This window comes from Pandoraea commovens, from assembly GCF_902459615.1.
GTDB lineage: Bacteria > Pseudomonadota > Gammaproteobacteria > Burkholderiales > Burkholderiaceae > Pandoraea > Pandoraea commovens.
This window is the reverse complement of sequence record NZ_CABPSA010000005.1, coordinates 194,523-216,384: the sequence shown is the minus strand read 5'-3', so window position 1 is coordinate 216,384 and position 21,862 is coordinate 194,523. Positions and strand designations below refer to the sequence as shown.

At 63.1% G+C, this 21,862-nt stretch carries 15 protein-coding genes; 7 read left to right on the top strand and 8 right to left on the bottom strand.

The genetic code is table 11. From position 1 onward, the window contains the following. Nucleotides 1-103: 103 nt before the first annotated feature. The 4 genes from PCO31010_RS16200 (at nucleotide 104) to cobA (ending at nucleotide 4,211) form a co-directional block, all read left to right on the top strand. Nucleotides 104-820, top strand: coding sequence for a phosphoadenylyl-sulfate reductase (locus PCO31010_RS16200; RefSeq protein WP_150665310.1), 717 nt, complete (start codon nucleotides 104-106; stop codon nucleotides 818-820). A 130-nt stretch (nucleotides 821-950) separates the two neighbouring features. Beyond that, a complete protein-coding gene (gene cysD, locus PCO31010_RS16195; RefSeq protein ID WP_046291108.1) occupies nucleotides 951-1,898 on the top strand; it encodes a sulfate adenylyltransferase subunit CysD in 948 nt (315 codons plus the stop codon). Between the two features lie 108 nt (nucleotides 1,899-2,006). Next, nucleotides 2,007-3,308 carry a sulfate adenylyltransferase subunit 1 gene (locus PCO31010_RS16190; RefSeq protein ID WP_150665152.1) on the top strand — a complete coding sequence of 434 codons (1,302 nt, stop codon included), beginning with the start codon at nucleotides 2,007-2,009 and terminating at the stop codon, nucleotides 3,306-3,308. A gap of 96 nt (nucleotides 3,309-3,404) precedes the next feature. After that, nucleotides 3,405-4,211 (top strand): uroporphyrinogen-III C-methyltransferase, encoded by an 807-nt coding sequence (gene cobA, locus PCO31010_RS16185; RefSeq protein WP_150665309.1) that lies wholly within the window; start codon nucleotides 3,405-3,407, stop codon nucleotides 4,209-4,211. 33 nt (nucleotides 4,212-4,244) lie between these two features. On the opposite strand, the gene PCO31010_RS16180 is transcribed toward cobA, so the two are convergent. The 6 genes from PCO31010_RS16180 to lptF form a co-directional block, all read right to left on the bottom strand. Next, nucleotides 4,245-8,678, bottom strand: coding sequence for a dermonecrotic toxin domain-containing protein (locus tag PCO31010_RS16180; protein ID WP_174984819.1), 4,434 nt, complete (start codon nucleotides 8,676-8,678; stop codon nucleotides 4,245-4,247). A gap of 299 nt (nucleotides 8,679-8,977) precedes the next feature. Then, on the bottom strand, nucleotides 8,978-9,661 hold the full coding sequence (locus PCO31010_RS16175; RefSeq protein WP_150665150.1) for a hypothetical protein: 684 nt from the start codon (nucleotides 9,659-9,661) through the stop codon (nucleotides 8,978-8,980). Between the two features lie 28 nt (nucleotides 9,662-9,689). Further along, nucleotides 9,690-14,162, bottom strand: coding sequence for a dermonecrotic toxin domain-containing protein (locus tag PCO31010_RS16170; protein WP_150665149.1), 4,473 nt, complete (start codon nucleotides 14,160-14,162; stop codon nucleotides 9,690-9,692). A 245-nt stretch (nucleotides 14,163-14,407) separates the two neighbouring features. Further along, a complete protein-coding gene (locus tag PCO31010_RS16165) occupies nucleotides 14,408-14,788 on the bottom strand; it encodes a sirohydrochlorin chelatase (RefSeq protein ID WP_150665148.1) in 381 nt (126 codons plus the stop codon). A 10-nt stretch (nucleotides 14,789-14,798) separates the two neighbouring features. Then, complete coding sequence (lptG, locus tag PCO31010_RS16160) at nucleotides 14,799-15,938, bottom strand: LPS export ABC transporter permease LptG (RefSeq protein WP_150665147.1); 1,140 nt, start codon at nucleotides 15,936-15,938, stop codon at nucleotides 14,799-14,801. Continuing rightward, nucleotides 15,938-17,065 carry an LPS export ABC transporter permease LptF gene (gene lptF, locus PCO31010_RS16155; RefSeq protein ID WP_150665146.1) on the bottom strand — a complete coding sequence of 376 codons (1,128 nt, stop codon included), beginning with the start codon at nucleotides 17,063-17,065 and terminating at the stop codon, nucleotides 15,938-15,940. The genes lptG and lptF overlap by 1 nt, the downstream gene beginning before the upstream one ends. Nucleotides 17,066-17,155: 90 nt before the next feature. Here lptF and PCO31010_RS16150 point away from each other — a divergent pair, with 90 nt between their 5' ends. The 3 genes from PCO31010_RS16150 to PCO31010_RS16140 are packed head-to-tail and all read left to right on the top strand — an operon-like array spanning nucleotide 17,156 to nucleotide 19,460. Further along, nucleotides 17,156-18,667 carry a leucyl aminopeptidase gene (locus PCO31010_RS16150; RefSeq protein WP_150665145.1) on the top strand — a complete coding sequence of 504 codons (1,512 nt, stop codon included), beginning with the start codon at nucleotides 17,156-17,158 and terminating at the stop codon, nucleotides 18,665-18,667. Beyond that, nucleotides 18,664-19,080, top strand: coding sequence for a DNA polymerase III subunit chi (locus PCO31010_RS16145; RefSeq protein WP_150665144.1), 417 nt, complete (start codon nucleotides 18,664-18,666; stop codon nucleotides 19,078-19,080). The genes PCO31010_RS16150 and PCO31010_RS16145 overlap by 4 nt, the downstream gene beginning before the upstream one ends. 2 nt (nucleotides 19,081-19,082) lie before the next feature. Then, the gene (locus PCO31010_RS16140; protein WP_174984816.1) at nucleotides 19,083-19,460 is read left to right on the top strand and encodes a DUF2486 family protein; all 378 of its coding nucleotides are present in this window, start codon (nucleotides 19,083-19,085) and stop codon (nucleotides 19,458-19,460) included. Between the two features lie 37 nt (nucleotides 19,461-19,497). On the opposite strand, the gene PCO31010_RS16135 is transcribed toward PCO31010_RS16140, so the two are convergent. Further along, a complete protein-coding gene (locus tag PCO31010_RS16135) occupies nucleotides 19,498-19,872 on the bottom strand; it encodes a c-type cytochrome (protein ID WP_150665142.1) in 375 nt (124 codons plus the stop codon). Nucleotides 19,873-20,102: 230 nt separating this feature from the next. Beyond that, complete coding sequence (ilvD, locus tag PCO31010_RS16130) at nucleotides 20,103-21,776, bottom strand: dihydroxy-acid dehydratase (protein WP_150665141.1); 1,674 nt, start codon at nucleotides 21,774-21,776, stop codon at nucleotides 20,103-20,105. Nucleotides 21,777-21,862 lie beyond the last annotated feature (86 nt).

Below are 21,862 nucleotides of genomic sequence, written 5' to 3'. Positions count from 1 at the left end.
ACAAGGAGTTCGCGATATGCGAAACGAATCCCGCTGGGAACCCGCCCCGGCCGCTGTATCGTCGACCTCGCCGTCGACCGTGGCCGATGCCGAGCATCAGGACATGGCGCTGCTCGACGAAATGGAAGCCGTGCTGGTCGAGCGCCTCGCCCGCATCGCAAGCACGCATCGCAACGTGAAGTTCGCGAGCAGCCTTGCTGCCGAAGACATGCTCATCACGCACGTGATTCTGCGACAGCAACTGCCGATCACCGTCTTCACGCTCAATACCGGACGTCTGCATGACGAGACCGTCGGCATGCTCGACAAGATCAAGGCGCGTTACGGCTATGACGTTGCGCAGTACGCGCCGCAAGCCGACGCGGTCGAGAAGTACGTCGCCGATCACGGCGCGAACGCCTTCTACGAAAGCGTGGACTTGCGTAAAGCCTGCTGCCAGATCCGCAAGGTCGAACCGCTGGGCCGTGCGCTTGCCGACGCCGACGCATGGCTCACCGGTCAGCGTCGCGAACAGTCGGTGACGCGCGGCGAACTGGCTTTCGCGGAACAGGACGACGCTCGCGGCATCGCCAAGTACAACCCGTTGTTCGACTGGACGGAAGCGCAGGTGTGGGCCTACCTCACCGCGCGCGACGTGCCGGTCAACCCGCTGCACGCACGCGGCTACCCGAGCATCGGTTGCGAGCCGTGTACTCGTGCCATCCGCCCGGGCGAAGACAGCCGGGCAGGGCGCTGGTGGTGGGAGTCGCGCGACAGCAAGGAGTGCGGGCTGCACGCGGGCAACCTGAGCAAGATCCCGGTGTCGGTGCAGTCGAACTGATCGACAGGGCCCTCAGGCAACAAGAATCAAGACGGTGTGACGCGATCAGGTAAGAACGCCAACGGGCGCGGCGGCACACTGGAATAGACCGAATCTCGGAAAACTCGGAATCGTCAAGGAAGGGAACACTATGGGTGCGATGCACGAAGTCGCGCAGGCCAATGGCTCGCGAATGGATCATCTGGACTGGCTCGAAGCCGAATCGATGTACATCCTGCGTGAGGTCGTGGCGGAGTGCCGCAAGCCCGCGCTACTGTTCTCGGGCGGCAAGGATTCGGTTGTGGTGCTGCATCTCGCGCTCAAGGCCTTCGGCCTCGGCCCGGGTCGCAAGACGCAACTGCCGTTCCCGCTCGTGCACATCGACACCGGCCATAACTATCCGGAAGTGATCGAGTTCCGCGACCGTCACGCCAAAGCACTCGGCGCTGAGCTGGTGGTCGGTCATGTGGAAGATTCGATTGCGCGTGGCACTGTGCGTCTGCGTCGCGAAACGGATTCGCGCAACGCCGCACAGGCCGTCACGCTGCTTGAGACCATCGACGAGTACGGTTATGACGCCATGATCGGTGGTGCGCGCCGCGACGAAGAGAAGGCCCGTGCCAAGGAGCGCATCTTCTCGTTCCGCGACGAGTTCGGTCAGTGGGACCCGAAGGCCCAGCGTCCGGAACTGTGGCATCTGTTCAATGCCCGTCTGCACAAGGGCGAGCACCTGCGCGTGTTCCCGATCTCGAACTGGACGGAGCTGGACGTGTGGCAATACATCGCCCGCGAAAACCTCGATCTGCCGTCGATCTACTACGCGCATGAGCGCGAGATTGTGCGCCGCAACGGCCTGCTCGTGCCGGTCACGCCGCTCACGCCGAAGCAGGACGGCGAGTCGAGCGAACTGGCGTCGGTGCGCTTCCGTACGGTCGGCGACATCAGCTGCACGTGCCCGGTGGCGAGCGTCGCGTCGAGCCCGGTGGAGATCATCGCCGAGACGGCCGTGACCGACATCACCGAGCGTGGCGCTACGCGCATGGACGACCAGGCATCGGAAGCGGCCATGGAGCAGCGCAAGAAGCAGGGCTATTTCTAAGGCGCGCGCATTCGTTGTTGCGACCGTTAGACCCTACCGAAAGAACATCGGCCCGGTCGGGCGACCTAAGTTGTCGCTCAGGGGCCACGCAATCGAGTTGAAGAGATCATGAGCCTCACCCCGCATCAGGAAGACCTCGGCGTGCTGCGTTTCATCACCGCGGGCAGCGTCGACGACGGCAAGAGCACGCTGATCGGACGCCTGCTTTACGACAGCAAGTCGGTGCTGACCGACCAGCTCTCCGCGCTCGCACGCGCCAAGCACAAGCGCACCGCAGGCGAAGACATCGATTTTTCGCTGCTGACCGACGGCCTCGAAGCCGAACGTGAGCAGGGCATCACCATCGATGTCGCCTATCGCTATTTCACGACCGCGCGCCGCAAGTTCATCATCGCCGACACGCCGGGCCACGAGCAGTACACCCGCAACATGGTCACGGGCGCATCGACGGCGCACGCCGCCATCATTCTGGTCGACGCCACGCGTGTGAGCGAAGTCGACGGCAAGACCGAATTACTTGCGCAAACCAAGCGTCACAGCGCCATCGTGAAGTTGCTGGGCTTGCAGCACGTGATCGTCGCCATCAACAAGATGGACCTGATCGACTACAGCGAAACGGCGTTCAACGCGATTCGTGCGGCCTATCTGGAACTGGCGCAGCGTCTCGGGTTGCAGGACGTGCGCTTCGTGCCGGTGTCGGCGCTCAAGGGCGACAACATCGTCTATGCGAGCGAGCGTATGCCGTGGTATCAGGACGAGCCGTTGCTCGATATGCTCGAATCGCTGCCGGTCGCGCAAACGGGAGGCGAACTGCGTTTCCCGGTGCAACTGGTAGCGCGTCAGGACGGCTCGCATGCCGACGACTTCCGTGGCTATATGGGCCGCGTGGAATCGGGCGTTGTGCGTCTGGGTCAGACGCTGCGCGTGTTGCCCGCAGGTCGTAGCGCGACGGTTGCCGAGATCGTCGGCCCGCGTGGGCTGCTCGAAGAAGCGTTTGCCGGTCAGTGCGTGACGATCCGTCTGACGGAAGACGTGGACGTGTCACGTGGCGACACCTTTGTGAGCGCGGATTCGGTGCTGGAACCGTCGCGCAAGCTGGCGGCCGACGTCTGCTGGTTCGACGAAGACGCACTCGCACCGCAGCGCAAGTATCTGCTCAAGCAAGCGACCAGCACGGTGTATGTGAAGGTCGGCAGTGTAGACACGGTCCTCGACGTGAGCACGCTCTCGCACGGCACGGACAAGACGACGCTCGCCATGAACGACATCGGCCGCGTGCAACTGAGTCTGCAAAAGCCGGTGGCCGCCGACACGTACGATGCCAACCCGGCAACGGGTGCGTTCGTGCTGATCGACGAAGCGACGCATCACACCGTGGCGGCAGGCATGATTCGCGCACTGGCGGCCTGACGCGCAGACCCTCGGCGACACACGCTTTCTCGCATTGCAGGCACAATGGCGCGCGCAGATCGCACCAGTGCCAGCCCACTGAACAACGGCAGCATCATGACGACGACGCAATCGAAATCCGCCCAGCTCCCGGGCAAGGTGTATCTGGTCGGTGCCGGTCCCGGCGCGGCCGACCTGATCACCGTGCGCGGTGCTCGTTTGCTGGCACAGGCCGATGTGGTACTTCACGACGCACTGGTCGAGCCGGACATGCTCGCCCTGTGCCCGCAGGCGAAGCTTGTCGCGGTGGGCAAACGCTGCGGCAAACTCTCGAGCGCCCAGCAATTCATCAACAAGCAGTTGATCGATCACGCACGTACGCAGGGATTGGTGGTCCGCCTAAAGGGCGGCGACCCGATGTTGTTCGGTCGCGCGGACGAAGAACTGCGCGCGCTTGAGGCGGCGGGCATCGAAGTGGAAGTAGTGCCGGGTATTACGGCGGCGCTGGCGAGTGCCGCGACGCTCGGCCGCTCGCTCACGTTGCGCGGCGTCTCGCGCAGTGTGGCATTCGTCACGCAAAGCCGTGCGCCCGATTCGGCGGAGATTGCGACGCAAGCGTCGGCCGATTCGCTCGTGTATTACATGGGCCGCGACGCCGCACAACGCATTGCCGCAGAGCTGATCGCGGCAGGCAAACCCGCCACCACGCCGGTGGCCATTGTCGAAGCCGCAACGACGGTGCGCGAGCGCCGTGTGGTGCTCCGTCTCGATGAATTGGCGCAGGGCCTCGCTGCGGCGTGGTTCGACGCGTCCCAACCCAGTGTGCTGCTCGTCGGCGAGGTGTTTGCCGATGCCAACGCAGAAGCTCTGCGCGAATGGGTTCACCTGTCGCCGTCGGCGACCGCCTCGCGCGAAGCCGCCTGAGTCCGTGCGAACAACACCGGCCGGGCGTTGTCGCTAGATCCTGAACGCCTCGCGCACCGGTACATACAGATCGATGTCGCGGAACAACGGCATGTCGCCCAACGTTCGGGCGTCGATCTCGGCAACCTCTATCGCATAGTTGCCGCCCTCATTCAGAGGGATCTCGTATTCCGACGCCACATCGTGCAGATGCGTGTTCACCAGATTCGTCAATGCTTCACGGTCCGAGTGGGTCACGATTCCCACCGCCGGGTCCATGAATACGTATTGGGAATTGCCGGTGGATGACAGTCGTCGGCCAAGCAAAAGCGTGCGGCTTCCCGCCGTAATCTCGAACAGACGTGTGGTGTCCTGCGCCCCTTCGAGCATGGTCTCGAAGCGGGCGTCGGTGACGAGATTAGGCGGCGGGGGAAGGTAGGGAATGTCGCCGATGCCCAGCACGGCGAGGTCCTCAGCAAAGAGTTCGGAAGCCGACGGAGACAGTTGCGCATACGCGTTGAATTGATTCGCGACGGATTCGGCGCGGCCGTAATAGGCCGCGACGGCGGATGCGCGTAGCAAACCGGTGCGCAGATGGCTGAGATAGTGGCGAAAGCGCTGTGTGATCGGCACATAGAGAGCACCGATCTCCCTTGCCTGTGAGGGCAGCCGGGCGACGGAGATCGTCGCTGCGGCATCGACGGCATTCTGCAGTTCATTGATCCGACCGGCGAGCGTGCCCAATTCCTCCGGGCTTTGTATCGTGCGATCGATGAATTGCAGCTTGAGCAGACGGAGATCCGAAACGGTCACTTCCACGGGGCTCGTGCGCTGCGATACGCTATCCGAGTACGCACGCATGGCGTTCTCGAACAGCGGGTCGTGTCTGTTGCGCCAGCCATCGTAGCGTTCCAGAAAATTTTGGTCGATACGCCACCCGACTGTCTGCTCCTCAAGCACTGGTTGCAGCAAGTCCGCAGATGTTGCCACGTGCCATCTCCCCTCGGATCCCAGTCGCATGAACGGGGCGTCCGACGCTGCGGCAGACGAACCGCCGGGTGGAATCAGGCGAAAGTGTCCGACCGTGCTGTCAAACTCGACGTAAGCGCGTGTGGACGAATCGATCGCGGCGTACATGCGTCCTTCGGCGCGATGCAAACCCAGGATGAGTTCTTCACCAACGACGGGCGGTTGCGACACGTAGTAATTGAATCGGCGTGAGCCCGTGAAGAGGGCGAGTGCCGGGAACCGCGAAACCACTGCGCCTTGCGCCACGACGGCCGAGACCATGGATTGCCACGCCTGCGAGTGCAGCTTCGCATCTCCGGTCAGAAGTGCCACGCCTTCGCCGACGACGCCGACACTGAAGTCGACCATGGAAATGGCGGCGCCGACCGGTTGCACTGCGGGAAGCGCCCACGATGCGAAGCCAACCGCCAGATCCAGTTTCGCCAGATAGTCCATGGCCTTGAGTAACGCCCGCCGGCGGGGGATGTGCTCGTGTGCCCACCCACCGTGTGGTGATTGCGCTTCGTACACGGACGTCAGCAGGGTGAAGGTGTCGGGCTCGCTCGGCACGGCTTGTCCTGATGCATCGAGCTTTGCGTCGACAAGCCATTCGTCGTCGAGCGATGGTGGACTGAAGCTGCTTGCAAGCTGGCGTCGAGTGTCGTCGTCGGCGGTTTGCTGTTGAAACCAGTCTTCAAGCTTCGCCCGGCTTTCAAAACCGTGAACACGGGGGCCGTCAGGATACGCGGCAATCAGAAGTACCGCTGGCCGACCTTCAGCGCAGACAGCCATCAGCGTGGAGTTGCGCCCCTTCACATGCAGCCATTCGCGTTTCACTTTCGGCGAAACCACTTCGTGACTCAGCTGCATCTCGTAGAAGCGATTCAGGTCGATCGGGCCCGCGATACGCGCAGCCAGATGCCGCGCTTCGACCGAAAGTACACCGCTCGCGCGTTGTAGCCAGGCCTGCGCAATGAACTCGCTTTTGAGCACCTGACGAACCGTGTTGCGCGATGTCGACCAAAAATTTTCAAGGGCGTCGTAAATGCTCTTTTCAGGGGGGCCGTCGGCCAGTTTGCTGACAATCGCGGCGGCGTCGGGAAATGGGCTGTCCGATGCCCAGTCCTGCGTTTCGGGGCGCAGCGCTCCTTCAGGCGAGCGTCTGAGTAGTGGACCTGTCGCGGTGGCGTCGGGCACCCGTAGTTTGTAGAGTAAGGATGCCGTGACGGAAATCGGGGCGGGAGAGCCCTCTATGCGCACGTACAACGTGTCCGGATCGGTGTTGCTGAGACCGGCCCGATCCAGCACGCTTCTTGCAAAGTCCTGTGCCATACGATGGACGTCCGGCATGGCCGTCGACAACTGCGCGCGAAGCACCTGAATGTGGCGGATGCTGTCGATCTGCGCCAATGAGATCACGGCACTGTGCCGCGACGCCGGAAGGCCTGCATCGACACGCTCGCGTCTTGCCGTTTCGAGTGCATCTTCCACTGCCGAGGTGGAAGCGCCGCTTAACCAGTCCGTGTATTGCCTGATCCTGGCGCCTGTTGTGACAGCCATGGCTTTCAGCGGGGCTTCGGCGCGAATGAGGTCGAGCGTGGCCCGGTTTGCCATCCGCATGGGATCGGCGAGCGGGACGGGGCTTAATGCGATAGGCGGGGCGTCGGCGAGTCCCGCACCGCCGACAGATCGTGGTAGCCGTTCGAGAAGCGTGTCGCGCAGGCCACCGGCATTTGTTTCGGTGGCTTCCGCCAGCTTCTCCGGCGATGCAAATGCACGCCAGGCTTGACCGTCGCCCATCAGATAGAGCAGGGTCAAGCCGCCTTGCGGACGCTCGAAAATGACGAAAGTACCGGCTGGGACCAAGGTTTGTTTGCGGCTACCTTGCGTGAGTTTGACGATAAGACGGCGCGACGTCGAACGCGACCCGAGCATGTGGAACTGGCTCGATTGGGAAAGGACGTCTCGCACCACAGTTAGCGCCCGATGGGGGATCAGTCCTTGTCGATAGGCCAGGGTCAGATCGCTCAATGCCAGTGCGATTTGCGACCCGGTGGTCAGTGTGGCGTCGAGCTGACCGGGCAATGATTCTGGAATCGACCAGGTCTGCTTTGCCTGGTCATCACATTTTTCCGTCCAGTGGGTGACGACCGCCCGAAAGCGTTCCGCGCTCACAAGCGTGGGATTCCCCTGTATCGCGCCGTGCGGGGAGCGCTGACACACATCGAAATAGACGCCCTCGGGCGGGTTATCGATGTCAAGTGATCCCGCACGTATCATTCGTGCGGCGTCGAAAAGCTTCCAGTAAGTCACATCCAGCAGACGCGTACTTCCCGGCACCGGTTTGTGGCGTCTGAGCACGATATCGGGCTGATCGACGCTTGGGAAATCCGGTTCGGCCGAAATTGTGGCGTTAAACAATTCCGCCTCGGTCGGCGGCGGGGAGAAGTTCATCAATCGATCGAACTTGACGTGTAGCGATCGATGTTCCGAGCCGCGGTTGTGCCAGCTATTGGCTGCGATGGTGAGCTGGTCGAGTCCCGGTGACATGGAAAAGAAGTCGCGCTGGTTGGCCGCGGCGACGGGCTCCGGTTCGCGCCACTTCGCAATGGCGAATTCGGCGGGGCGATTGTCAGGAACCGAAGGGTCTGCGGGAGCCGACGGATCGGGCGAAACAAGCGACTCTGCGAGGGCGCCGCTAAAGCGGAGTGGATCGCGAGGCATCAGTGCGTCGAACGCGTCGAACGCGTCGAATGCGTTGAGCGAACGCTCGGTCATGTCCATCGTCGTGTCCGACAGCCATTGCCATGCTTCGTGGATGGCGAGGCTCAGGCCGTTGACATCGAAGGCATCCGAGGTAGGAATGTCGGCGTTGCCGGGTGTTGAGGCCGCTTCGGGAGCCAGCGCTGCGCATGAGCCGATGCGTTCCGCCGAAACGATGGGCGTGATCGGCCAGCCGAGGATGGGCCTCGGTCCGATAGGCGGGACGCGGCTGAGCGAGTGGCCAATGGCCGAGCCGTAGAGCATGGCGACGGCGAAGCCGGTCCAGCCGCTTTGCCCGAAGTTCAAGGTCGGTGTTCGGGGGGAGGGGGCCGTTGCGTACGCTTGCATCGTTCGCGGATCCGACACGCCGCAGGTATGCCCCGAGCCTGCCCACCGAAACGCGTGCGCCCAGCCGATGATCTGTTCGCGCCATAGGGTGAAGTACTTCCCCCATGCGCTGCCGTGTCTTGCACTTTCCGGGGTTTTGACGTTAGTGCGATCCAGCGATCGGGACAGGCTGCGCAGTGACGACTCGCTGAGCGCGCGCTCGACGATGACTTCGACGGACTCCCAGGGGAGCCGATGTCGGATTTGCGCGGGCAGGCAGGCCAGCACGTAGCTACCGAGCAGGGGCTGGTCGTCGAAGAGGCGGGCGAACCGATAGACGATGTCGTCGTTGAGCGCTGAGAGATCGTCAAACGAAACTCGCTGGTTCACGAGCGAGAAGATCAGTCCGAGCGCTGGCGCGGATTCCGGTGATTCATCGAGCCAGTTGAGCGTGGCGTCTGCGACTTGCTGGAATTCCGAGAGACGTGCGAAGGTGTCCGGCGGGAGGTGCGACGCGGCAGGCAACTCGGGGTGCGCTGCCGGACTCGCAACGGCGGGCGGACTCGCGGAGATCGAATACATATGTCTGGCACTCCCGCGCGTGGCGCCTGGGGGGCGAAGCTGTTGACGAACGCGCAGCCACCATGTCAGGTGGTCGCGCGATTGTGTGTGTTGACGACTCTAGCGACTCAGTTGTCGGCCCCCGGACGAAGCGCGACTTGGTTGTCCTGGGTAATCTCGTTTTGCGGATCGCGGCCCGTGCCAGCCCACCGGAATGCCTGGAGTGCATGAATGGTGGCGCGGACTGCCGCGGCGATGTGGTCGCGTCCAAGGAAGCCCACCGCGACCAGGCACGCCACAAAATCCCTCCGCGTTTCGTGCTTAAGACGGTCTTGATAGACCTGCTCATTGCGTGCGAACCACTGCTGGATGTCGCGCAAAAGCGAACGACCGAATCGACGTTCGCAAACGTCTTGAACCGACTCTCCGCAAGGGCGGTGATTGATGGCGTGAACGAGTTCGCGAAGTGCGCTATCGACCTGGGTATCGGACGACATCGAGATGAGGTTGGCCAACACGAGGTCCCGTGTATCGGGCGCCCTGAGTGCTCTGGCGTCTTCTCTGCGCGTCAGTGCGCCGAGTGCAGCGTTGAACGCTGCGATATTGTTCTGCATTCGCTCCAATCGGTTCGTGAACCATTCGCACGTGCGGATCGATTCTCGATGTTGCAGCGCGCCACGCTCGACCTGTTGAAGCGCAGTGAAATCTCGTGAGATATCCTGGCGCATTGGACATGTTGAATTCGACGTCGGGGCATCGAAAGGGAAACACATATTGGCGGACGCCGAGATGGTCAACTCTGTGTGAAACATGCAGAAGGCTCCTCTGAAAATGCACTCCTCAAATATGAAGTGCGATGCGGATCGGGACAGGCTGTGTGAAGGGGCGGACGACATGAATATCGGCCAGCCATTCCAGGTCGATCTCCCTGATGTGGAAGGTGGTCGCGGCGTCCTCGAAGAGGGCGCTCAGGTGACTGCGCATCAGTCCCAGCACGACGGCGGCCTCGGGGTGGACGACGATGGCATTCGCCGGATCGAGAAAGTAGTAGGCTGGCACGCCTTCACGGCCGATATGGCGGCCCAGCAATAGCGTTCGGGCGCCTGCTGTCACCTCGAAAGCGCGGGTTGTCCCCTGCTGTCCTTCAAAGACGGTGTCGAGCGCTACCGCGCCCCGGCCAGCCGATGGCAGGTCCAGATATCGGATCGTTATTTTTCCCAATTGGCTCAGGTCAGCTACCAGCCACGCCGACAATTCCGGAACCAGTCGCGCCTGCTGATTGAAAAGCCTCACCATCGACTCGATCGAGTATCGGTAGGGAACGAGCGCACACGCGCGTAGCAGGCCCATCCGAACATGCCCCACGTACATGCGGGGACTTTGTGTGACGCCGAGGTAGCTGGCGCCGAGGCGACGCGCGTCTTCCGCCATCGGGCTAAGCGCGACCGTCTCCGCCGCATCCACGGCGTTTTGCAGGTAGGCGATGCGTCCGGCGAGCTTGCCGAGTACCTCAGGGTTGGATTGCGCAGGGTTCAGGAAGTCGAGCTTGAGCAAGCGCAATTGCCACGACAACGGCATGGTGGTCTGCGTCGTATCCACGGTAGTTACCGAGCGTCGGGCGATGTCGAAGTCTGGCGTGCGGGCGTCGCGCAACGTGGCGTAGCGCGAGCGAAACGCCTGGTCGATGCGCCAGGCAGTATGCGGATCGTCGAGGACGGGCGGGACAGATTTGGATGCCGAGACAACATGCCACTCCCCCGCAGGCGACATATGCATGAGCGGAGCATCGGTGTCCTCGACATCCGACGATGCTTCCGGCGTCATACGGAAGAAGCCCGTCGACTCATCGAACCTGATATACGCCCGGGTCTCGGCGTCGATGGCGGCATAAAATCTATCGCCGATCCGATGCAGCCCGACAATCGTCCTATCCGCTGCGACCGGCGCTTGTGAGATGAAGTACCTGTAGCGCAGGTCTCCGGTGACGAACAACTTGGCCTTGAAATTCGCAGCGGCCAGACCCTGTGCACCGATCGCAGACAAAATGGATTGCCACCCCTGCTGGAACAGGTCCTCGTTGTGGGTGACTGCGCCGACACCGATTCCGGTGAGGCCGATGCCCGCGTCAATCATGGAGTAGATCGTGCTTACCGGGCGAGCAAACGGGAGAAACCAGGTGCCCAGGCCGAAAGCGACGTCGATTTTCGAGAAGGTGTCCATGATGGCCAGGAAGGGGGCGGCCGCAGGCGTGTCGTCGGGTGTGGTGTTCGGTTGTTGTTGGCGCGCCTCGTATGCCGATGCCACGGCTGTGAACGTGTCGACGGGCTGCGCGTCGCTCATGCGCTGTGCGTCGAGCGTGGCCTTCTCATGCCATGAGGGGGCGGCAGGGCGTTGGCCGACGAACGTACCGGCGATGCGCTCGCGTGACGTCTCGTCGCGCATCTGCTCGCGAAACCAGACCGCCATGCGGTCGCGATCGTCGAAACCATAGACACGCAAGCCCTCTGCATAGGGCGCGATCAGCAGGCATGGTGATCGGCCGACGATGGAGACTCGCATCAGGCTCGTCGTCGTTCCACCGATGCGCAGCCATTCCCGCTCGACGTTCGGCTCGCCGATCTCACGCTCGAGTTCTGTGCCATCGAGACGAGCGAGTTCAATCGGCCCCGCGATTCGCGCGGCAATATGCGCCTGATCGACGGGCATTTTGCGTTGCGCACGCAATAGCCACACCTGCGCAATGAACTCCGCCTTGAGTACCTTGCGCACGTTGGCCCGCGACGTCTCCCAGAAATGCGTGGCGGCGTCCCGGAACGCGCTACGCACACCCTCCTCCCATGATTTGTCGAGTACCTTGCTAGCCATTGTCGGCGAGGCCCGCGATGCGCCCAGAGGGGTCGCAACTCTGTATCGGCCGCCAGCATCGCGCACGAGCAGCGGAAAATCCCACCACGGCGCTTCGAACGATGTCGAGCGCAATACGGCATCGGTGAGCGTCAGGGTTTCCCGATGAGCCAGTTTGACGTAAATCTGATCGGGATCGTGGGGGTGGAAGCCTGCCCGTCCGAGTCGGTCCTTGAGATGTCGCCGTGTGATCCGCTTAATCTGTGGAACCGCCATCGACAGGTCGAATCGCAGCATTTCCAAACGAGAAATTCTTACAACATCGTTGAGTGTGATATCGGTCGGCCGCCCCGGCAGCGCGATGTCCGCGTGGGCGCAGTCGCGCCGAAATGTGTCCAGTCCCTGTTCCATCCCCTGCGTGCTCGTACCGGACAACCATTTGCCGTATTGCGTGATGCGCGCAGCGGTGTCGCGCTGTATGGCCTGGAGTGCGCCGTCAGCTTTGATGACGTCGAGGGTCGCCTGGGATGCGATCTGAAGTGGCAGGTCAACGTTTGTTTCGCGCAACGTCACTAGCGCTACGCTTTTTGCGGCTTGGTCGCGCAACGGGATCGGCAGTCTTTCACTGAGCGTGGCGCGCAGCGCCAGCGTGTCGCTATCGATAGCGTCGAAAAAGGCCTCGTACGAGGCGAAAGCGCGCCATGCCGGTGCGTGGCCCTGGAGGTACAGCAATGTGACGCCGTTTCCGGACGGCTTGCCGATCACGCACGTTCCGGCGGGGGCCGCGACATGGTCCTGACCGTCCCTGTAAATCGTCAATTCGAGCCGGTGCGCCAAAAATGCGGGCATCGACGGATCGTTCGAGAGCGTTGCGTTGGTGAGCGCCGCATGTGCGAGATAAAACGCCTCATTCGAGATCAGCCCATTAACGTAGGACAGTGTCAGATCGCTGAGGGCAAGCGTGGAGATAGTGACGTTCGTGAGGTGGGACGTTGCAATCGTCTCGAATTCGGCGGGGGGCTGCCATGTCCGGGCGACCCGCTCGCGGCACGCCGCTTCCCACTGTGTGACGATGCTGTCGAAGCGGTCTGCCCCCATGACCGTTGGAGATTCGTACACTGCGCCGGGGCGGGTTTCCAGACTGATGTCGAAAGTCTCCCCCTGCGTGGGCTGCCCGATATTCAGTCGGCGATCACGAACCTGCTGGGCGCCGTCTTGAAGAGACCAGTGCGTCACCTGCCTGATTCTCGATTGATCTGTCGGTGCGTGGCGTCTGAGACGGAGATCGCTCAACTCGAAGCCGGTGAACTCAGTGACGTTCGTGAATTGCCTACGCAGCAATTCCGCCTCGTTCGGCGGCGGCGAAAACGTCAGCAACGGAGAAAATGTGCTGGAAAGCGCCTTATGCGTCGCTGCACGGTGTCGCCAGAAATGCGCTGTGTTGATCAGACGTTGCAATTCGGGGGACGGCGACATGTCGGGGAGCGCGGGCGGCGGCGCGGCCGTCGCAGGCAAGTCGGCGGCGGTCGTCGGGAACATCAGCGGCGGGGGAAACAGGAGCCGATCGAGCGCGTGGGGGAGATGCTCGATGACCGGCATGGCGGTGTCCATGACGAAGCGTTCGACGCTGCCGACGATGTGTTCCAGCCGACCGAGGACTGACTGCGTCGATTCCGCGACGGGACTGTCGGGTTGGCGCGTGCATGTCCCCGTGGCGGACCATTCGAAGTCGACGTCGATGTTGGGGGGCGGCGATCGATATCGGGTCAGCGAGGGCGGCAAGTCGGGACGGGTGACGTGGCAGATCGATGAGGCGTAAAGAATCCCGAGTACGTATCCGGTCGCCCCGGCGCGGCCGAAATCGAATGTGCGCACATTGACGGGCGGTGGCGGTGACGAGGTGAGCATCATCCGAGTGATGCCGTTCGATGCACGCACGCCGCTACCGAGCAACAGGAAGTCCTGACATGCGTCGACAATCGACTGACGCCACCGGCAGAAGTGTCGGCTCCACGCGCCGCCGTAATGGCACGTTTCCGGTAGTGAACCCTTGGCGCGCGCCAAGGACCGTTCGAGATCGCGTAAGGCGGACGCACCGAGGAGCGCATGGCAAACGTCTTCGACGCTTTCCCACGGGGCGCGCCGTGCAAGTCGACCCGGCAACGTGTCCAGAAGGTAGGTCGTCAGCCACGGACGCGTGTCGAACGCGTACGCCAGGTGGTCGAGGAGGCCATCGGTCAACGCCGCCAGATCGGCTGGGCAGACACCTTCCTCCGCGAGCCGTAGCATGAAACCGAGCGCCGGTTGTGCCTCCGGGGATTCGTCGAGAATTGTCCGGGCGATTGTCGCCAGTCTGTCGAAGTGGGTGACGCTCCTCAGGACGGTGGCATGCCCAGCGTCGACCATCGCATCGTCCCGATACGGAAGGACAACTGACGTGCCTGATGTGTCGGCGGCTCTTGAATACATGCCAGGACTCCCGTCGAAAAGGGACTACCGTGCAGTGACATGGAACCGGCGCCAAGCGTGAGAGCTTGGGGGGGGATCGAAATGAGATAAAAATGGCCCACCGGTCGCGAGACATCAGTTTGGCGGCGCGGCCCTTGCAACGACTTGCAGATTGCGTTCAAAGCCCCGAAGTTGGGCGCGGCCGGAAATGGCGTGAGGGGAGGGTGAGGCGGGGAGCCGGGGAGGCGAGGATGCGGGACTGACGCTCAGGCGCGCGGCAGTTCGTTAGCGCAGTACACGGCGAGTGCCTGAAGCACCGCATCGTCTTCGCCCACGGCGGCGCTCAGACGTAAGGTGATGCCGGGGTGCGCGCTGCGACAGGCATCGGCGAGCAGCGGTAGATCGCGCCGGACGTGACCGCCCTGGCCTAGAAACACCGGAACGACGGTGACGTCCCGACAGCCTTGCGAGACGAGATCGGCGACGGCGTCGGCCAGATTCGGCGTCATCAGTTCGAGAAACGCGAGCCGGACATCGGCGTCCGGGCGCTGCGCGATCAGCTTGTCGCGCAGACGCTCGAACGGTTCGGCCCAGCGCGGGTCGCGCGAGCCGTGGGCAAAGAGAACGACGCCGGGTTTGCCGTGCATCGATGCGTCCTCAGTGCTTGTCCACCCAGCGCAACGCCCCGATGGCGAGCACCAGATAGAGCAGGGACGGTAACGCCGCTGTGAACCACGCAGGCCATGTATTGAGCAGGCCCAGATGCGAGAACAGATTGTTGAGCAACTGGAAGCTCATGCCGAGCATGATGCCGCCGAACACCTTCAGGCCGATGGCCCCGGCGCGTGCATGCAGATAGGCGAACGGCAGGGCCAGCGCCATCATCACGAAGACGGCGAGCGGATACAGCAGCTTTTGCCAGAGCGCGAGGTTGTAGCGATCGGTGTTCTGCTGGTTTTCCTTCAGGTGGCCGATGTACTTGTACAGACTGCCGATCGCCATGTTGTCGGGTGAGACCATCAACACGGACAGAATTTGCGGGGTCAGTTCCGAGCGCATCTGCACCGAGTCGATGTGCACCTGCTTGCTCTGCACCAGCGCACGCAACGGATCGTTGTTGGCCGAGGCGTCGTCGATGGCGCTGAAGACCGTTTCGGACACATCCGTCAGCTTCCAGGCGTTGGGCGGGGCAAACTGGCCAAGCTTGGCCAGTCGCACGCTGTCGAGGCGCAGCTTCGCGTCGAACTCGTAGATGCGAACGTCGGCAATGGTGTTATCCGGATTGAGGGTGCCGACGTTGATGAAGCGGGTCACGCGGCTACCGTCCTGGTCGACGGTGTCCTTGACCCACACGCCTGATCGAAAGCCTGCCGAGACCGAGCTGCCGAGCGCTTCGAGGCGGATCTTCTGCGCAAGTTGTTCGGCGCTCGGGGCGATGTACTCACCGATGACGAACGTGATCAGCACAATCGGGAAACCGATCTTCAGCAGCGAGCGCAGCGCCTGTCCCGTGGACAGACCCGAGACGCGGAAGATCGTGAACTCCGAATTCCCGGCCAACTGGGCGCACACGTAAATGGCCGCGATCAGCGAGGCGACCGGAATGATTTCGTACATGCGCTGCGGTGCGAACAGCAGCACGTACGCCAGCGCGTGCTGGAAGCGGTAGCCGCCGCGGCCCACGTCGCCCAGTTCGCTCACCAGATCGAAGAAGACGAACAGGCCGACGAACGCAAGCAAGACGAACAGGAACGCCAGATAGATCTGGCGCGCGAAGTATTTCTCATAGACGCGCATCAGCGAGCCCCTCCCGATGCACGCACCGCGCCGGAACCGTTGTTACGGCGTCGGCTGAAAAGACCCCGAAAACGCACGCGTCGCACGTAAAGCAGCACGATGACCGCCAAGGCCAGAGCATGCAACAGCCACACGCCGATGGCCAGCGGCAGACGTTCCTGCGCGACCCACGCCTGCGACAGGCTCAGCAGGTTGGTGTAGCCCAGATAGATCAGCACGGCCATGACCAGGTTGACGGTGCGCCCGTGACGCGGATTCTGATAGGCCAGTGGCACGGCGAGCAGCACGAGCGCCAGTGCGAGCAGCGGCAAGCCCACGCGCCAGACGATTTCACCGCGGAAGATCGGATTCTGGATTTCACGGAACAGCCGCGCGGTGGGCACGCCCTTGGTCGGCGTGTTGTCGGCGCTTGCGGTCGTCGGATTGTCGATCTTCACGCCGTAGCGCTCGAACTCCATCACGCGGTAATCGGGCTGACCCGGCACGCCGTCGTAGCGACGGCCCTTTTCCAGCACGATATAGCGGTTGCCGTCCTTGGCCGTCTCGATGTGACCGTCTTTCGACACCACGACGCTCACCTTGCCGTTTTCCGTGCCTGAGACGAAGACGTTGTGGACTTTGGTGGCGTCCGGCGAAACCGTCTCGACGAAGAACACGCGATGGCTCGCCGCGCTCTCGCGGAACTGGCCCGGCGAGATCATGGAGACGTCGTCGCGCTGGGCGAAGCGGGCTTCGAGCAGAGAGATCTGCTGGTTCGCCCAGGGCCAGGCAACCAGCGCGCAGAAGGTGATGACGGCCAGATAGGGCGTGGCAAAGCGCAGCACCGGCTTGATGAAGTCGGTGATGGACAGTCCCGAGGCAAACCACACGACCATTTCGGAGTCGCGGTACCACCGGGTCAGGACGAACAGGATCGAGACGAAGAGCGTCACGATCAGAATGACGGCGAGGTAGCCGATGACGGCCAGACCGATGAGCACGAGAACGTCGCGCGGATCGGCTTTCCCGGACGCGGCGAAGCCCAGGATGCGGATCATCATCGTCGTTAGCATGACGGTGATCAGCACCATGAAGACGGCCCCGGCGGTGTAGTTCAGCTCGCGCTGCAGGGAACGCTGAAAAATCATGTGATGACGGTTGGGTGCTCTCGCGGTTGGGCGAGCGCGGAAAAAAGCGGATAATTGCGGCTCGTACGAATTTTACCCGAGGAAAGCGCGATGGACTTTAGCACAAAAGCCTTCGATTCGACCAAGGCGGGCCAAGCCGGTCTCGCCAACGCAAAGACCGAATGTCTGGTGGTTGGCGTGTTCGAGCAGCAGCCGCTCGCAGGGCTGGCCAAGGCGCTCGACGGCGCGAGCAAGGGTTTGCTCGCCCGCATGGTCAAGCGCGGCGAAATCGATGGCAAGCTCGGCAGCACACTGATGCTGCACGAAGTCGCCGGATGGAGTCCGGCACGTGTGCTGTTCGTCGGTCTGGGCCGCGAAGACCAGCTCTCGCAGAAAGGTTTCAACGAAGCCACGCGCGCTGCTGTGCGCGCCGTGCTCGCCTCGCGCGCCGCGGACGCGCTCTGGACGCTGCCGCAAGCCAAGGTCGTGGGTCAGGATACCGCCTGGGCCGTGCGCGCCTCGGTGCTCGCCCTGCGCGAGGCGACCTATCGCTTCACGCGCATGAAAAGCAAGGTCGAAGCCGCCAACACCGCGCTGCGCAAGGTCGTGTTCTCGGTCGCCCCGGACGATCTGAAGGCCGCCAAGGTGGCCGCCAAGCAGGGCGAGGCCATCGCCAACGGCATGGCGCTCACCAAGGACCTCGGCAACTTGCCGGGCAACGTCTGCACGCCGACGTATCTGGCCGACACCGCTCGCAAGCTCGCACGCGAGTTCAAGCTCAAGTCGGAAATCCTCGGACCGAAGCAGATCGAGGCGCTCAAGATGGGTTCGTTCCTGTCGGTCGCCCGTGGCTCGGTCGAGCCGCCGCAGTTCATCGTCCTTAAATATGAAGGCGCCGGCGCCAAGCAGGCCCCGATCGTGCTGGTCGGCAAGGGCGTGACGTTCGACACGGGTGGCATCTCGCTCAAGCCGGGCGAGGGCATGGACGAGATGAAGTACGACATGTGCGGCGCGGGTTCCGTGCTCGGTACGATCCGCGCGGTCGCCGAGATGGGCCTCAAGCTCAACGTCATCGCCATCGTGCCTGCCACGGAGAACATGCCGAGCGGTCAGGCGACGAAGCCGGGCGACGTCGTCACCAGTATGTCCGGTCAGACCATCGAAGTGCTCAACACCGACGCCGAAGGCCGTCTGATCCTGTGCGATGCGCTCACCTACGCGGAGCGCTTCAACCCGGCGGCGGTGATCGACGTCGCCACGCTCACGGGCGCTTGCATCATTGCGCTGGGCCATGTGAATTCGGGCCTCTTCTCGAAGAGCGACGCGCTCGCCGACGAACTGCTGGCCGCTGGCCGCACGACGGGCGACACCGCCTGGCGTCTGCCGGTCGAAGATGAATATCAGGAGCAGCTCAAGTCGAACTTCGCCGATGTGGCGAACATCGGCGGGCGTCCGGCCGGTAGCGTGACGGCGGCCTGCTTCCTGGCACGCTTCACCGAAAAGTACGAGTGGGCGCACCTGGACATCGCAGGCACGGCCTGGAAGAGCGGCGCGGCGAAGGGGGCCACGGGCCGTCCGGTGCCGTTGCTCACGCAGTTCCTGCTCGATCGCGAAGCCCGGTGACCCGCGTCGACTTTCACACGCATGTGGCGGACCGGCTCGAATATGCGTGCCGGTTCGCGCGCAAGGTCTACGGGGCCGGGCAGACGCTCGTGGTCGTCGGTGAGCCCGACGTGCTGCGGGCGTTCGATCAGACCTTGTGGACGTTCTCGCCTCTGGAGTTCGTCCCGCATTGCTTTACGGCCGACCCGGTCGCAGCCCAGACGCCGGTCGTGCTGGCCGGACCTGACGAGCAAGCCCAGCACCATCAGGTCATGCTCAATCTGGCGAACCGCGTCCCCACGCACTTCGCGCGTTTCGAACGGGTGGTGGAAATCATCGGCGACACGCCCGAGGACCTGACCGGTGCGCGCGAGCGTTATCGCTTTTACCGCGATCGTGGCTACACCCTGAACAACTACGACCAGCGAGGTTGATCGTGACGAACGAGCCCGAGCGCAACGACCCCGGCATTCCCACGCTGACCGAAGTGCTTGCTGAGGGCGAAACGGTGCCTGCGGGCGCTGAGGACGCTGTGGGTGATAAGCAGGCTGCCGCGCCGGTGGCTGAACAGGGTGTCCCGGCCGATGTCGCGGTGTTTGCCGAGCGTGTGAGCGCGCGGCTCACGTTGCAACTGGCCGACGAGATTACGACGATGGTGGAGCGGCGCTGTCACGACGCGCTGATCGATCAGACGTCCTGGCTGGTGCAACTGATCGGCAAACAGGTGGCGGACGCTTTGCAGGCGCAACTGCCGGATCGTATCCGGCAGGCCGTCATCGAAGAGGTAGCGAAACAGGTGCGCTCGCAGGGGTGATCGAAAGAACGGGTGACGCGGGAGGCCCGCGTGTCGGTCAGGGGCGACGCCCCGGCACCATCCCGAGAATCCAGCGTGCGAGATCGTTCGCCTCGCCCGGCGCGAGTTGCAAGCCCGCGGGCATCGGAATCTTGCCCCACTTCCCCTGACTTCCGTCCGAGATGGAGCGTGTCAATTCTTCCGTGGCACCGGGTTGCCCGGCGTAACGTTTTGCGATGTCGCGATAGGACGGCGCGAGCAGCGTGCGGTCGGTGGCGTGACACGTCATACAGTTCCGTGCCCGGGCCAGCTTCTCCATCACGCGGTGATCGGGCACATCGGACTGCGGTGCAGACTGTGCATAGGCGGTTGCGGCGGCCATCAGCCACAGGCTCATCATCGTCCCGGCGCGAACGCCGGCAAATCCCTTCATTCGATACTCCCCGACCGTGTTGACGGAATCCGATGCGAGGCTGCATGACAGGGACGTCTGTGGGCGACGACTTTGGGCAGATGCATCGACGCGCCATTATACGGCGGCAATTGCGCCATTCTGCGCGGCACGACGACGCATGAAAAACGGCACGCCCGCCGTGTCGCGGGACGTGCCGTTGGTTCAGGCCGATGTGCTTCGTCGCAATTGCGACGCGCAATTCCTGCGGATCAGCCCGTCGCGCCGCCCTTGTTAGCCGGTTGCGCCAATGCGGCGTACTTGGCGAGCACGCCACGCGTGTAGCGCGGGGCAGGGGCTTTCCACGCGGCGCGGCGTTTGGCGAGTTCGTCGTCGGCCACGTTCAGCTGGAGCAGCAGTTTGTGCGCGTCGATGGTGATCGAATCTCCTTCCTGCACGAGCGCAATGGTGCCACCCACGAACGCCTCCGGTGCCACGTGTCCGACCACCATGCCCCAGGTGCCGCCCGAGAACCGGCCGTCGGTGATGAAGCCGACCGACTCGCCGAGCCCCTTGCCGATGATCGCCGACGTCGGTGCCAGCATCTCAGGCATGCCCGGCCCGCCCTTCGGTCCGAGATAGCGCAGCACCAGAATGTCGCCCGCCTGAATCTTGTCGCTCAGGATCGCCTCCATGGCGCTTTGTTCGTCGTCGAACACGCGCGCCGGGCCGGTGATCACCGGGTTCTTCAGGCCGGTGATCTTGGCGACGGCGCCGTCTTCGGCCAGATTGCCCTTGAGGATGGCGAGGTGCCCCTCTTTGTAAAGCGCGCGATCGACGGGGAAGATCACGTGCTGGTCGGCGCGCGGCACCGACGGCACATCCTTCAGCTCTTCGGCAATGGTGCGGCCGGTGATCGTCATGCAGTCGCCGTGCAGCAGGCCGGCGTCGAGCAGAATCTTGAGGACTTGCGGAATGCCACCGGCCTTGTGCAGATCGGTCGCCACGTACTTGCCCGAGGGCTTCAAATCGCAGATGACCGGCACGCGTGTGCGAATGCGCTCGAAGTCCTCGATGCTCCACTCGACATCCGCCGCATGGGCAATTGCCAGGTAGTGCAGCACGGCGTTGGTCGAGCCGCCCGTCGCCATGATCAGCGCAACGGCGTTCTCGATGGATTTGCGCGTAATGATGTCGCGCGGCTTGAGGTCTTGCTTGACCGCTTCGATCAGTACCCGCGCCGATTCGGCGGCCGAGTCGACCTTCTCCTGATCGGGGTTGGCCATCGTCGAGGAGTAGAGCAACGACATACCCAGCGCTTCGAACGACGAGCTCATCGTATTGGCGGTGTACATGCCGCCACAGGAGCCGGTGGTCGGGCACGCGTTCTTTTCGATGCCCTTGAAATCGGCCTCGGTCATGCGCCCGGCGGTGAATTCGCCCACGGCTTCGAACGAGGAGACGATGGTGAGATCCTTGCCCTTCCAGTTACCCGGCTTGATCGTGCCGCCGTAGACGTAGATGCCCGGCACATTGATGCGTGCGAGCGCGATCATGCCGCCCGGCATGTTCTTGTCGCAGCCACCGATGACGACCACGCCGTCCATCCACTGGCCCTGCACGGCCGTCTCGATACAGTCGGCGATGACTTCACGCGAGACGAGCGAATACTTCATGCCCTCGGTGCCCATCGACATGCCGTCGGAGATGGTGGGGGTGCCGAAGGTCTGGGGATTGGCCTGATGAGTTCTGATCGCTTCCACTGCGGCGTCCGTCAGACGCTGCAATCCCGCGTTGCACGGGGTGATCGTCGAATGGCCGTTGGCCACGCCGATCATCGGATTGTCGAAGTCTTCTTCCTTGTAGCCCAGCGCGTAGTACATCGAGCGGTTGGGCGAGCGTGCCACGCCTTGCGTGACGTTGCGCGAACGACGGTTGAATGCCATGACGTCTCTCTCCTGTGGGGATGCGCCACGCCACGAGCCGTCGCAGCGTCGCACATAGGCGTTGTTGTATCACGCTGTACTGACGG